13 protein-coding genes are annotated in these 12,395 nt (G+C 64.0%); 4 read left to right on the forward strand and 9 right to left on the reverse strand.

The window, feature by feature from the left end; genetic code table 11:
* The 6 genes from C8J30_RS18335 to pyk all read right to left on the reverse strand — a co-directional run bounded on the left by C8J30_RS18335 (position 1) and on the right by pyk (position 4,379).
* Positions 1 to 771, reverse strand: a complete 771-nt coding sequence (locus tag C8J30_RS18335) for a DUF6602 domain-containing protein (RefSeq protein WP_146227904.1) — start codon at positions 769 to 771, stop codon at positions 1 to 3.
* Positions 768 to 1,850 (reverse strand): phenylalanine--tRNA ligase subunit alpha, encoded by a 1,083-nt coding sequence (gene pheS / locus C8J30_RS12035; protein ID WP_110806099.1) that lies wholly within the window; start codon positions 1,848 to 1,850, stop codon positions 768 to 770. The genes C8J30_RS18335 and pheS overlap by 4 nt, the downstream gene beginning before the upstream one ends.
* Before the next feature lie 124 nt (positions 1,851 to 1,974).
* Complete coding sequence (rplT, locus tag C8J30_RS12040) at positions 1,975 to 2,340, reverse strand: 50S ribosomal protein L20 (RefSeq protein WP_110806100.1); 366 nt, start codon at positions 2,338 to 2,340, stop codon at positions 1,975 to 1,977.
* A gap of 16 nt (positions 2,341 to 2,356) precedes the next feature.
* On the reverse strand, positions 2,357 to 2,557 hold the full coding sequence (gene rpmI, locus C8J30_RS12045; protein WP_097068479.1) for a 50S ribosomal protein L35: 201 nt from the start codon (positions 2,555 to 2,557) through the stop codon (positions 2,357 to 2,359).
* Between the two features lie 115 nt (positions 2,558 to 2,672).
* The gene (locus C8J30_RS12050; RefSeq protein ID WP_110806101.1) at positions 2,673 to 2,903 is read right to left on the reverse strand and encodes a hypothetical protein; all 231 of its coding nucleotides are present in this window, start codon (positions 2,901 to 2,903) and stop codon (positions 2,673 to 2,675) included.
* A gap of 30 nt (positions 2,904 to 2,933) precedes the next feature.
* Positions 2,934 to 4,379 (reverse strand): pyruvate kinase, encoded by a 1,446-nt coding sequence (gene pyk / locus C8J30_RS12055; protein ID WP_110806102.1) that lies wholly within the window; start codon positions 4,377 to 4,379, stop codon positions 2,934 to 2,936.
* Between the two features lie 133 nt (positions 4,380 to 4,512).
* Between pyk and C8J30_RS12060 the strand changes: the two genes are divergently transcribed.
* The 3 genes from C8J30_RS12060 to C8J30_RS18875 all read left to right on the forward strand — a co-directional run bounded on the left by C8J30_RS12060 (position 4,513) and on the right by C8J30_RS18875 (position 8,165).
* A complete protein-coding gene (locus C8J30_RS12060) occupies positions 4,513 to 5,262 on the forward strand; it encodes an N-formylglutamate amidohydrolase (RefSeq protein ID WP_110806206.1) in 750 nt (249 codons plus the stop codon).
* Positions 5,263 to 5,372: 110 nt separating this feature from the next.
* A complete protein-coding gene (locus C8J30_RS12065) occupies positions 5,373 to 7,436 on the forward strand; it encodes a calcium-binding protein (RefSeq protein ID WP_110806103.1) in 2,064 nt (687 codons plus the stop codon).
* Positions 7,437 to 7,634: 198 nt separating this feature from the next.
* The gene (locus C8J30_RS18875) at positions 7,635 to 8,165 is read left to right on the forward strand and encodes a hypothetical protein (RefSeq protein ID WP_110806104.1); all 531 of its coding nucleotides are present in this window, start codon (positions 7,635 to 7,637) and stop codon (positions 8,163 to 8,165) included.
* A 71-nt stretch (positions 8,166 to 8,236) separates the two neighbouring features.
* On the opposite strand, the gene C8J30_RS12075 is transcribed toward C8J30_RS18875, so the two are convergent.
* The 3 genes from C8J30_RS12075 to dgcN all read right to left on the reverse strand — a co-directional run bounded on the left by C8J30_RS12075 (position 8,237) and on the right by dgcN (position 11,143).
* Positions 8,237 to 9,097 carry a D-amino-acid transaminase gene (locus C8J30_RS12075; RefSeq protein WP_110806105.1) on the reverse strand — a complete coding sequence of 287 codons (861 nt, stop codon included), beginning with the start codon at positions 9,095 to 9,097 and terminating at the stop codon, positions 8,237 to 8,239.
* Positions 9,098 to 9,109: 12 nt separating this feature from the next.
* Positions 9,110 to 10,072, reverse strand: coding sequence for an N-acetyl-D-Glu racemase DgcA (gene dgcA, locus C8J30_RS12080; RefSeq protein WP_110806106.1), 963 nt, complete (start codon positions 10,070 to 10,072; stop codon positions 9,110 to 9,112).
* 69 nt (positions 10,073 to 10,141) lie between these two features.
* A complete protein-coding gene (gene dgcN / locus C8J30_RS12085) occupies positions 10,142 to 11,143 on the reverse strand; it encodes an N-acetyltransferase DgcN (RefSeq protein ID WP_110806207.1) in 1,002 nt (333 codons plus the stop codon).
* 278 nt (positions 11,144 to 11,421) lie between these two features.
* On the opposite strand from dgcN, the gene C8J30_RS12090 reads away from it, so the two are divergent.
* On the forward strand, positions 11,422 to 12,378 hold the full coding sequence (locus tag C8J30_RS12090) for an L-malyl-CoA/beta-methylmalyl-CoA lyase (protein WP_110806107.1): 957 nt from the start codon (positions 11,422 to 11,424) through the stop codon (positions 12,376 to 12,378).
* Positions 12,379 to 12,395 lie beyond the last annotated feature (17 nt).

Below are 12,395 nucleotides of genomic sequence, written 5' to 3' on the forward strand. Positions count from 1 at the left end.
TCACACCTTTTTCCACATTTTTCCAAGGTCGGCGGCATAGCTAAAATACGGAACAGCGCCCCGCCGAGGATTTTCGCGCGCAACAAAATTGAAAGTTGAAACCCAGTAAGCAGTAAGAGCTTGGGCTGTTTCGTCACGCTCGGGCAGAAATCTTCTACGCGATGGATGAACCAATCCTTTGCCAAGAACGTAAACCATCTCGACGCCCTCATAGTCGCCGACACTATGCTCAGCTATCTTATCGCAGACGGTAGCGGGCCAATTATCACCCCATGCGACATCGTATGCGAAGAGAGTGTGAAAATAGCGCGCGTCCCCATCGATACCCACCATTCCACTCTTAGCTTGCTGCTTTTTGAATGGACGCAAAGAGCGCAACTTCGCCGCTGCGATTTGAGACTTCTTTATCTCCTCATCGTTCAGGAGTGACTTGACTTCTATAGAGGCGAGCAAAGCTTCGGCGGGTAGTACTGCCGTTGCTCCTGAATAAAACGGGAAGTTACGAGACGAGTCATAAATCATAACGTCGAGTTGGGGGCTAGTTCTCTTACCGAGATCTACGACTTCTCCTTTTATAGCCTTATAGACATTAGGCAATAGCCCGCCGATCAAGTTGGCGATGCTGTCCTCACGCTCATCTCCTTTTCCGCCCCGATGCTGCAAGTTTCGAGTTTCTTCAATTCGAACCTTCAGCTTTTTGATCTCCGTTCCGAACCTATCGATAAAAATCGGGACAGCGTGACCTTTATTTAGAGGATTCCGCTTCTTCACTTACTCAACCCCCCGAACACCGTCGGCAGGTCCAGCGCGGCAAAGCCGTAGTGCTTCAGCCAGCGCAGGTCGCTTTCAAAGAACGCGCGCAGATCCGGGATGCCGTATTTCAGCATCGCGATCCGGTCGATGCCGACGCCGAAGGCAAAGCCCTGATATTCGTTCGGATCGATGCCGCCCGCCGCCAGAACCTTCGGATGCACCATGCCCGAGCCGAGGATTTCCAGCCAGGAATTGCCCTCGCCGATCTTCAGCTGGCCGCCTTCCCAGGAACAGCGGATATCCACCTCGGCCGAGGGTTCGGTGAAGGGGAAGTGGCTGGCGCGGAAGCGCAATTCGACCGAGGGCACCTCGAAGAAGGTCTTGCAGAATTCCTCCAGCACCCATTTCAGGTTCGCCATCGAAATGTCGCGGCCAATGGCGAGGCCCTCGACCTGATGGAACATCGGCGCGTGGGTCTGGTCCATGTCCATGCGGTAGACGCGGCCCGGCGCGATCACGCGAATGGGCGCGCCCTTGGCCTGCATGGCGCGGATCTGCACCGGCGAGGTATGGGTGCGCAGCACATGCGGCGGGCGCGGGTCGGCGGCGTCGCGGGCCATGAAGAAGGTGTCGTGTTCTTGCCGCGCGGGGTGTTCGGGCGCGATGTTGAGCGCGTCGAAGTTGTACCAGTCGGATTCGACCTGCGGCCCCTCGGCCACGGCAAAGCCCATGTCGGCGAAGATCGCGGTGACTTCGTCCATCACCTGAGAAACCGGGTGGATCGTGCCCTGACGGCGCGGACGGCCGGGCAGCGTCACATCGAGCCATTCCGAGCGCAGACGCGCATCAAGGGCGGCATCGGCCAGAGCCTCTTTCTTGGCACGCAGGGCGGCGTCGATCTCGTCCTTCAGACGGTTCAGCGCGGCGCCAGTGGTGGTGCGTTCCTCGGGCGTCATCTGACCGAGTTCGCGCATCTTCAGCGAAATCTCGCCCTTCTTGCCAAGGGCGGCCAGACGGATCTCCTCAAGGCTCGCCTCATCCGCGGCTTGCGCGATGCCTTCGAGATATTTCGCCTTGAGCACATCAAGCGTGGTCATCCGGTCTCTCCTGCAAGTGGGTGCGTCTTGCTAGCCGCCCCCCGAAACGATTTCAAGCGCGGGAACGAAAAACCCCCGCGACGGCGGCTGCCGCGCGGGGGTTTTGTTTCCCGGTTGGGGGAAATTACGCAGCCACGGCGGCCTTGGCCTGAGCGACGATCGCCGCAAAGGCTTCGGGTTCGTGGATGGCGAGATCGGCCAGAACCTTGCGGTCCACTTCGATCCCGGCCAGAGCCAGACCGTTGATGAAGCGCGAGTAGGTCATTTCCAGATCGACGGCGCGGACGGCGGCGTTGATACGCTGGATCCACAGCGCGCGGAAGTTGCGCTTGCGCTGCTGGCGGTCGCGCGTGGCGTATTGCATCGCCTTGTCGACAGCCTGGGTGGCGGTGCGGAAGTTGCGCGAACGGGCCGAGTAGTAGCCTTTCGCCTTCTTCAGGACTTTCTTGTGCGAGGCGTGAGTGACCTTGCCGGATTTGACGCGGGACATTGTTCAGGCCTCCAGATCAGCGGTTGTAGGGCATGTATTTTTTGACGATCTTCGCGTCCGCATCGGACAGGATCATCGTGCCCGCGCTGTCGCGGATGAACTTGGTCGTGCGCTTGATCATGCCGTGGCGCTTGCCGGCCGGACCCGCGATGACCTTGCCGGTCGCCGTGAATTTGAACCGCTTTTTCGCAGCGGATTTGGTCTTCATCTTGGGCATTTTCATCTCCTTTTCGAGAGTGAACGCACGACTCGGCATGCCACTGTTGGCCGGCCGTGCGGGATAGATGCGGGCAGATAGACGCGCAGGCCGGGAATGGCAAGCGAAAACAGGCCTATCGGTTGAGGAATCGCGCGATGATGCGGGCGAAGACCTCGGGGATCTGGCCGGGCGTGTAACCGCCCGGTTTCGTATACATGGCCAGAAGGATCAGACCGCCCCCCACCAGCACCGCCATTGTCGCGGCGCGCGGCGGGCGGCTGTCGGCAAAGGCCGAGAGCACACCCGGAATCGCAAAGGCCGAAACGAGGATACCAAGCACGAGGAACAGATCGCTGTCGAGCATGGCACCCTCCGGCCCTGTATGCCGGGAAGGTTACTCCGGGTCGGTGCGATAGATCAATCTTTCGTCGCAGGGCGCCACGCGCAGGATGTTCGTCGTCCCCTGCACGTTGAAGGGCACCCCGGCGATGACGATGATCTGATGGCTTTCATCGGCGAAACCGTAATCGCGGGCGGCGCGGGCGGCGTTCACCACGGCCTCCTTGAAGCGGCTCACTTCCTCGCAGCGGACGGCATGGACGCCCCAGTTCAGACAGAGCTTGCGCAGGGTCTGGGTGATCGGCGACAGCGCGATCACCGGAACGCGGGGCCGTTCGCGGCAGACCAGAGCGACGGTCTTGCCCGATTGCGAATAGCAGCAGATCGCCGAGACATCGGTGGTTTCCGCGATCTCGCGCGCGGCGGCGACGATGCCGTCGGCGACGGTCTGACGTTTGGCGCTGCGCGAAGCCTCGATGATGTCGCGATAGGTCGGATCGCTTTCGACCGAGCGGGCGACGTTGTTCATCGTCTGCACCGCCTCGACCGGATAGCGCCCGGCGGCGGATTCGGCCGAGAGCATGATCGCATCGGCGCCCTCGTAGATCGCCGTCGCCACGTCCGAGATTTCGGCGCGCGTCGGCATCGGGCTTTCGATCATGCTTTCAAGCATCTGCGTCGCCACGATCACCGGCTTGGCGGCGGCCCGGCATTTGCGCACCAGCCGCTTCTGGATCGGCGGCACGGATTCGACCGGGAGTTCCACCCCCAGATCGCCGCGGGCGACCATGATCCCGTCCGAGACCTTGAGGATCTCGTCGAACGCGCGTTCGGCCGAGGGTTTCTCGATCTTCGAAAGCACCTGCGCGCGACCGCGGGCGAGGGTCTTCGCCTCGATCACATCCTCGGCGCGCTGCACGAAGCTGAGCGCGAGCCAGTCGGCCCCGAGTTCGCAGGCGAATTCCAGATCGGCGCGGTCCTTGTCGGACAGCGCCGCGAGCGGCAGCACCACATCGGGCACGTTCACGCCCTTGCGGTTGGAGATCGTGCCGCCGACGGTCACGACGCAATCGGCGAAGTCCGGGCCGCAGGCGGTGACGCGCAGGCGGATCTTGCCGTCGTTCACCAGCAGCCGGGCGCCGACTTCGAGCGCGGCGAAAATTTCCGGGTGCGGCAGGCAGACCCGGTGGCCGTCGCCCTCGGTCGGGTCGAGATCGAAGCGGAAGGGTTCACCCTCCTCCAGATCGGCGGCGCCGAAGGCAAAGGTGCCGACGCGCAGTTTCGGGCCTTGCAGGTCGGCCAGCACCGCGACCGGACGGCCGGTGTCGGCCTCGATCTGGCGGATGATGTCGTAGCGGACCTTGTGCTCGGCATGGGTGCCGTGGCTCATGTTCAGGCGGAACACGTCGGCGCCTGCCTCGAACAAAGCGCGGATGGTCTTGTAGTCGGAAGATGCGGGGCCAAGCGTAGCCACGATCTTGACGTTGCGAAGGCGTCTCATGCGTCCTCGGGCGTTGGTGTTGCTGTCATTTCGTGGGCCGATCCCAGCTATGGCGCAAATTGTCGCGCAGGGCAACTGGAACACCGGCTCCGAGTGACGTAAATCTGTTGTGAGCGACAAAGGCAAAGAAAGCATGACTGATCACGCCTTCCACATCCTTGGCGAAGACCGCCCCGGCCGCTGGCTGATCACCGTCGATCACGCCACGAACCGGGTGCCCGACTGGGTGGGCGGCGGCGATCTGGGCATCGCCCCCGAGGATATGGCGCGTCACATCGCCTATGACATCGGTGCGCTCGAGGTCGCGCGGCATCTGGCCGAGGCGCTCGACAGCCCGCTGATCTGGTCGGATTTCTCGCGGCTCGTCATCGACCCCAACCGCGGCGAGGACGACCCGACGCTGGTGATGCAGCTTTATGACGGCACGATCATTCCCGCCAACCGCCACATCTCGGCCCCAGCGATCGAGGAGCGTCTGGCCCGGCTGCACCGCCCCTATCACGACGCGCTGGCCCGGCTGGCAGCCCGGCGGACGGATACGGTGATCTGCGCGATCCATTCCTTCACCCCCTGCCTGCGCGGACGCAGCCCGCGGCCCTGGCAGGTGGGCGTTCTGCATTCGCATCTGGACGGTCGGCTGGCCCTGCCGCTGATCACGGGGCTGCGCGCAGCCGGGCTTTGCGTGGGCGACAACGAGCCCTATTCGGGCCATCTGCGCGGCGACAGCGTCGATCGCCACGCGCTCGACACCGGGCGGCAGAACGTGCTGGTCGAGCTGCGCAACGACCTGATCGCGCACGAATCGGGACAGGCGCATTGGGCCACGGTGCTTGCCCCGACACTGCGCGACTCCCTGAGAGTTTGCGAAACAACGACCGCCTGACTGCGGCATTGTTTCCGTCTACGCCCGCAATTCTATCGCAGGTTTAGCCCTTCATTGCCCAAAGTTGAGGGCAATGTTACTTTTTTCCAATAAATTTTCAGGAGTGAACTATGGAAGGTCTCATTTTGATGTCGCTTTTCCCGGCCCTTCTTGTGGGACTTGCGATCCATGCCTCCAACACCAATGACGGCGGGTCAGAGGATCACGGCGACGCGATGCGCGGCACCGACGGCGCCGATACGATCACCGGAACCGACGGCGACAATTACATCGATGCGGGCTTTTCCAATGACAGCGTGGATGGCGGCGCGGGCGACGACACGTTGCGCGGCAACCTTGGCGCCGATGTCCTGATCGATTCCGAAGGCGCGAACGAACTTTACGGCGGCTATGGTTACGATCACCTGGCGGCGCTCGATGCCGATGGCGGCGATGCGGACCTTCTGAATGGCGGCGGCAACGACGACATGTTGCTTGGCGACAGTGGCGATACGCTGGTGGGGGACACCGGCACCGACACCTTTCTGGCGCAATGGACAAGCGGCAGCACAGCCCTGACGCTGAGCGACTTCGACCCGGCCGCGGGCGAGACCTTCACCATCGAGACCGACAGCGAGATCACCGACACGACCGACTTCCATCTCGAACAGGCCGATGGCGGCGTGAACCTGCTGCTGGATGGCGAGAGCGTGGCCTGGTTCGAAGGCGGCGACATGCATGCCATCGCGGCCTCGGTGACGCTTTACGGCACGAACGGCGACACCGGCATCAACCCGATCATCCCCGACGAGACGATGACCGGCACCGCGGGCGATGACGACCTCGAGGGCTCCTCGTCTTCCGAGGTCTTCACGGGCTTGGCCGGGGATGACCGGATCGCGGGTCTGGGCGGCGATGACACGATCTCGGGCGGCACGGGCGATGACTTGGCCTATGCGGGCGAGGGCAATGACATCGCGCAGGGCGATGACGGCGATGATTCCCTTTCCGGCGACGATGGCGCGGATACGATCGAGGGCGATGCCGGGAATGACGTTCTCGCCGGGGGGGCGGGCCAGGACAGCCTGTCTGGTGGCGAGGGCAATGACAGCCTTGACGGCAATCCCGGGGTCGACACCGGCGATGCGGACACGCTCGACGGTGGCGCGGGCGATGACACGATCGAGGCCGCTTCGGGCGATCGGGTCACCGGCGGCGCGGGCGATGACAGCTATCAGATCACCTGGGCCCCGGGCGATGATGCGGTGACCGTCACCGATTACGGCAACACCACGGGCGCCGATGATGGCGCGACCGAATCCGTCGTGATCGTCGATGACACCTACACCGCGGACATGGAATTCCGGCTCGACACCGTCGAGGGCGGCGTGATCGCGATCGTCGGAAGCGACACCGTGGCACTGTTCGAAGGCGCCGACATCGCCGAGCTGCAGGCGAACCTGACGCTTCTGGGGGCGGACGGCACCAGCTACAGCCTCGGTCAGGACATTGCGGGCACCGATGCCGACGACAATCTGGCGGGCACCGCGGGCGATGACTCCATCAGCGCCCGTCTGGGCGACGACACGATCGATGCCGGAAGCGGTGACGATCAGGTCACGGGCGGCTATGGCGCCGACACGATGGCAGGCGGCGCGGGCGATGACACGCTCGACGGCGGCGCGCAGAACGACACGATCGACGGCGGCACCGGCTCGGATGAAGCGCTTGGTCAGGATGGCAACGACGTGCTGCGCGATACCGCGGGCCTTGACACGCTTCTGGGCGGCAACGGCAATGACGAGCTTTACGCCAATGACGGTCTGTCCGCGCAGATGCAGGGCCGTGCCTCTGACAGTCTCGATGGCGGGGCTGGCAACGATACGCTGTTTGGGGATTTCAGCGACACGCTGACGGGCGGCGCGGGGTCGGATGAATTTGCGACGCAGGTCCTCGTGGATCCGGACACCGCAGACACCACCTACAGTCAGGACGTGGTCGTGACCGATTTCGACGCCGCAACCGACACGCTGCGGCTCGACGAGGTGCCCGCCGATGCGGTGATCACCATCGTCGACTCGAGCGGCGGGGCCGCGGTGCAGGTGAATGGTGACACACTGCTGATCCTGCAGGGCGTTTCGGCGAATGACGTCACCCTCGACATGATCACGGTCAATTACGCGACGGCCGCCTGATCCGGCCTCGCGAGATGACCCGAAGGGCCCCGCCTTTGCGGGGCCTTTTCATCATCGGGTGCCGGGGCGAAACCAATGCCCACGCAGGCGAGGCATGGTTACCAAAGCGTTGACAATCGCGCCTTCATCGTGACGCGAATCCCTTGCCCGACCCGCGCCCCCTCGGCATGCTTTTCTTGAAACACTGGGGGTTTTTCGATGCTTGCGCTCTTCATCGCGGTTTCTTGCGCGCTGGCTCTGGTGGTCTGGGCCGAATGGCGTTCCCAGCGCATCCCGACGACGAAATCCGTGCCTCCGGTTGCACCCGATCACGCCATCGCAGCCACAGCGGCGCCGATGACACCCCCCGCCGCGCCTGCCCCGCCCCCTGCGACCAAGGACCAAGACGATCTGATCCTTGCACGGCTCGCGCAGATGCTGGCCGAGCCCGTGCTCGTGCCCCCGACCCCGGTTCCTGCGGCGCCGGTCGCGCCTCAGGCCCCCGCCCCCGCCCCCGTCGCGACGACCGTCGCCGAGGACCTGCCCCGGATCAGCGGGTTTCGCCCCGGCGACGTGATCGAGCTGGAAATCGAAGGTCCGCTGCCACGCCCCGAAGATCTGCGCTTCGAACAGGTCGGGCGCGATGCCCGGATGATCCTCGAAGGCCTGCCCGCGCTGATCTTCGAGGGCGTTCCGGCCCGCGCCCTGCGCCCCTCGCACATCCGTTTCCGCAGTCCGCAAGCGGCCTGACCGGCTGCACGGACGAAAAAGCCCCGGGCAGGGCTGGCCCGGGGCTTTTTATTTTACCGTCGCGAAGGGGCTCAGATCGCCGCCTTGCGCCCTTCTTCCAGATAGATCTCGCGCAGGCGCGTCGCCACCGGACCGACCTTGCCGCCATTCAGCGCCACGCCGTCCACTTCGACGACCGGCATCACGAAGGCCGAGGCCGAGGTGAAGAAGGCCTCGTCGGCGGCCTGAGCCTCGGCGATGGTGAAGGGGCGTTCCTCGATCTCCATCTGCGCTTCGGCGGCATATTTCAGCAGCGAGGCGCGGGTGATCCCGTGCAGGATGTCGTTCGACAGCTGCCGGGTGATGATCTTGCCGCCCTTGACGATATAGGTGTTGTTCGACGAGCCCTCGGTCACGAACCCGTCCTCGACGAACCAGGCGTCATGCTTGCCCGCGGCTTCGGCGGCCATCTTCGCCATCGACGGATAGAGCAGCTGCACCGTCTTGATGTCGCGGCGATGCCAGCGCAGATCCGGGATCGAGACCACCTTGATGCCGGTCTTCGCCTTCGGATCGTCCGCCAGACCCGGCTTCGACTGGGTGTAAAGCACGATCGTCGGCGGCGTGCCCGCGGGCGGATAGTGGAAATCGCGATCGCCCGCATTGCCGCGGCTGACCTGCAGATAGATCATCCCATCCACGAGATTGTTGCGCGCCACCAGCTGGCGGTGAATCTCCAGCCACTCGTCGCGGCCGAGGTTGCCGGTCATCTCCAGCTCTGCCATCGAGCGGGCCAGACGGACCATGTGGCCTTCGAATTCCAGGATCTTGCCATCCAGAACCGAGGTCACTTCGTAGACGGCATCGCCCATCACGAAACCACGGTCAAAAACCGAGACCTTGGCCTCTTCCTCGGGCAGATACTCGCCATTCAGGTAAACGATGCGGCTCATGCGCGTTCCTCCTCAACCCCAGAGCCCCGGCTCGGGGGGATAAACCATTCCGTCCGCATACTGCAGCGGGCTTTCGCGGTCTTGGGCCAGAAGCAGCGGCCCGTCAAGATCGACATAGGCCACACCCTGCGCCACAAGGGTCGCGGGCGCCATCGCAAGCGACGATCCGACCATGCAGCCAACCATCACGCCATAACCTTCGGCCAGTGCCGCTTGCCGCAGCGCAAGCGCCTCGGTCAGACCGCCAGTCTTGTCGAGCTTGATGTTCACAAGATCGTATTTGCCCTTCAGATGCGAAAGCGACTTGCGGTCATGGCAGCTTTCATCGGCGCAGACCGGCACCGGCCGGGCCATGCCAATGAGGGCCTCGTCGGCAATCGCCGGCAGGGGTTGCTCGACCATCGCCACGCCCAGACGGACCAGATGCGGCGCCAGATCGGCATAGACCTCGGCCGTCCAACCTTCGTTCGCATCGACGACGATCACCGATTTCGGCGCCCCCGCCCGCACGGCCTCAAGCCGCGGCATGTCATCGGGGGTGCCGAGCTTGATTTTCAGGATCGGCCGATGCGCATTCCTCGCCGCCGCGGCCCGCATCACCTCGGGCTCGGCCAAGGACAGCGTGTAACAAGTGACTTCCGGCCCGGGCGCGGCCAGCCCGGCCAGCTCCCAGACCCGCTTGCCCGCGGCTTTCGCCTCCAGATCCCAGAGCGCGCAATCGACGGCATTCCGCGCCGCCCCGGGCGGCAGGGCATCGTAAAGCGCCGCGCGGGTGATCCCCTCGGGCAGGCCTTCGATCTGCGCCGTGACACTTTCCAGACTTTCGCCGTAGCGCGCATAGGGCACGCATTCACCCCAGCCGGTCTGCCCGCCGCGGCTGATCCGCACCGTCAACACCTTCGCCTCGGTCCGCGAGCCGCGCGAGATGGTGAACACCTCGGCCAGCCGGAACGTGTCGGCCGTTACGGAAATCATGCTCCGCCCTTTCATCTTGCCTCAAATACCTCCGCCGGAGGCCTCGGCCCCCGGCACAGGCGCACGGTCTCAGATCGCGGCGAGCGCGTCCACCAGCTTCTCGGCCCCGAAGCGGAAGGGATCGGTGGTGGACAGACCCATCTCGGCCTCGACCGCGGCGATATAGGCGCGGGCCTCGGCTTCGGGCATGTTCTGCGTGTTGATCGAGATGCCGACGACCTTGCAGTCCGGGTTCGCAACCTTCGCCACCTGCAGCGCCAGATCGCGCAGGGCGTCGAGCCCGGGCAGCTTGTAGCCCGGCAGGCCACGCATATGGGCGCGGGTGGGCTCATGGCACAGAACCAGCGCATCGGGTTGCCCGCCATGCACCAGCGCCATCGTCACGCCCGAATAGCTGACGTGGAAGAGGCTGCCCTGCCCCTCGATCAGATCCCAGTGATCGGCGTCATTGTCCGGCGTCAGCCATTCCACGGCGCCCGCCATGAAATCGGCGATCACCGCATCGAGCGGCACGCCATCGCCGGTGATCAGGATCCCGGTCTGCCCGGTGGCGCGGAAGCTGGCCTTCAGCCCGCGCGCCCGCATCTCTTTCTCCATGCAAAGCGCCGTATACATCTTGCCGACCGAGCAATCGGTGCCGACAGCCAGCATCCGCTTGCCGCTGCGCTTCACGCCATTGGCGATCGGATAATCGACCTCCGGCACGCGCACATCATGCAGCTGCCGCCCGCAGGCCTTGGCGACGGCGACCAGGTCGTCTTCCTCGCGCAGCAGGTTATGCAGGCCCGAGGCCAGATCGAAGCCCTCTTCCAGCGCCATGATCAGCACTTTCTTCCAGGCCTGCGAAATCACGCCGCCGCGGTTCGCCACGCCGATCACCAGCGTCTTGCAGCCCGCGGCCTTGGCGGTGGCGAGGTTCATGTCCGGCAGACCCAGATCGGCGTTGCAGCCCTCCATCCGGTATTGGCCGACGGCATATTCCGGGCGCCAATCCTTGATGCCCTGCGCCACTTTCGCGGCCAGCTGGTCGGGCGCATCGCCAAGGAACAGAAGATAGGGGGTTTCGATCAGCGACATGGGAACCTCGGCGGGTTGGGAAGGGTTTCGCAAGGTATCGCGCGGACGGCCGCGGATTTTCTTGGAAAGATACGACGAAACCAAAGTTACTCGACACTTTTCTTGCGCATTATTGCATTTTCATCGAAGCTTCTTCCAAGTTTTCCGCGCGCTGCAAAATTCATCACCGTTTTTCGCCCGAATGCTGCATCCGCAGAAATTCCTTGCGCGCCGCAGCGCAACAATATATCGCAAACGCAACCAATCCCGTAACTTCCTTGCCGAGAGACCCGATGAGCTTCCGCACCCAGCCGCCCGCCCCCGCCCGCCTCAACCGCTGCCAGCTGTTCGGCCCGGGCTCGCGCCCGGCGATCTTTGAAAAGATGGCGCAATCGGCGGCCGATGTGATCAACCTCGACCTCGAGGATTCGGTCGCCCCCGATGACAAGCCGCAGGCGCGGCGCAACATCATCGAGGCCAGCCACACCATCGACTGGGGCAACAAATACCTGTCGGTGCGGATCAACGGCCTTGATACGCCGTTCTGGTATCGCGACGTGGTCGAGCTGCTCGAAGAGGGCTCGGAACGCATCGACCAGATCATGATCCCGAAAGTGGGCTGCGCCGCCGACGTTTACGCCGTCGATGCGCTGGTCACCGCGATCGAGGCCGCCAAGGGCCGCAAAAAGCGCATCTCGCTGGAAGTGATCATCGAATCGGCCGCGGGCATCGCCCATGTCGAGGAAATCGCGGCCTCGAGCCCCCGGCTGCAGGCGATGAGCCTTGGCGCGGCCGACTTCGCCGCCTCGATGGGCATGGCGACGACCGGCATCGGTGGCACGCAGGAAAACTACTACATGCTGCATGCGGGCGTGAAACACTGGTCGGACCCGTGGCACTGGGCGCAGGCCGCCATCGTCGCCGCCTGCCGCACCCATGGCATCCTGCCGGTCGACGGCCCGTTTGGCGACTTCTCGGATGACGAAGGTTTCCGCGCCCAGGCGCTGCGCTCGGCCACTTTGGGCATGGTCGGCAAGTGGGCGATCCACCCGAAACAGGTCGCTCTGGCGAACGAAGTCTTCACGCCTTCTGACGCTGCGGTTGCAGAAGCGCGCGAGATTCTGGCTGCGATGGAAAAGGCCAAAGCCGAGGGCGCGGGCGCCACTGTCTACAAGGGGCGGCTTGTCGATATTGCCTCGATCCGGCAGGCAGAAGTGATTGTCAGACAGGCGGAAATGACTAAGGTCTGAGCACCGTGTAAACGATT

This window comes from Rhodobacter viridis (assembly GCF_003217355.1).
Taxonomy (GTDB): domain Bacteria; phylum Pseudomonadota; class Alphaproteobacteria; order Rhodobacterales; family Rhodobacteraceae; genus Rhodobacter; species Rhodobacter viridis.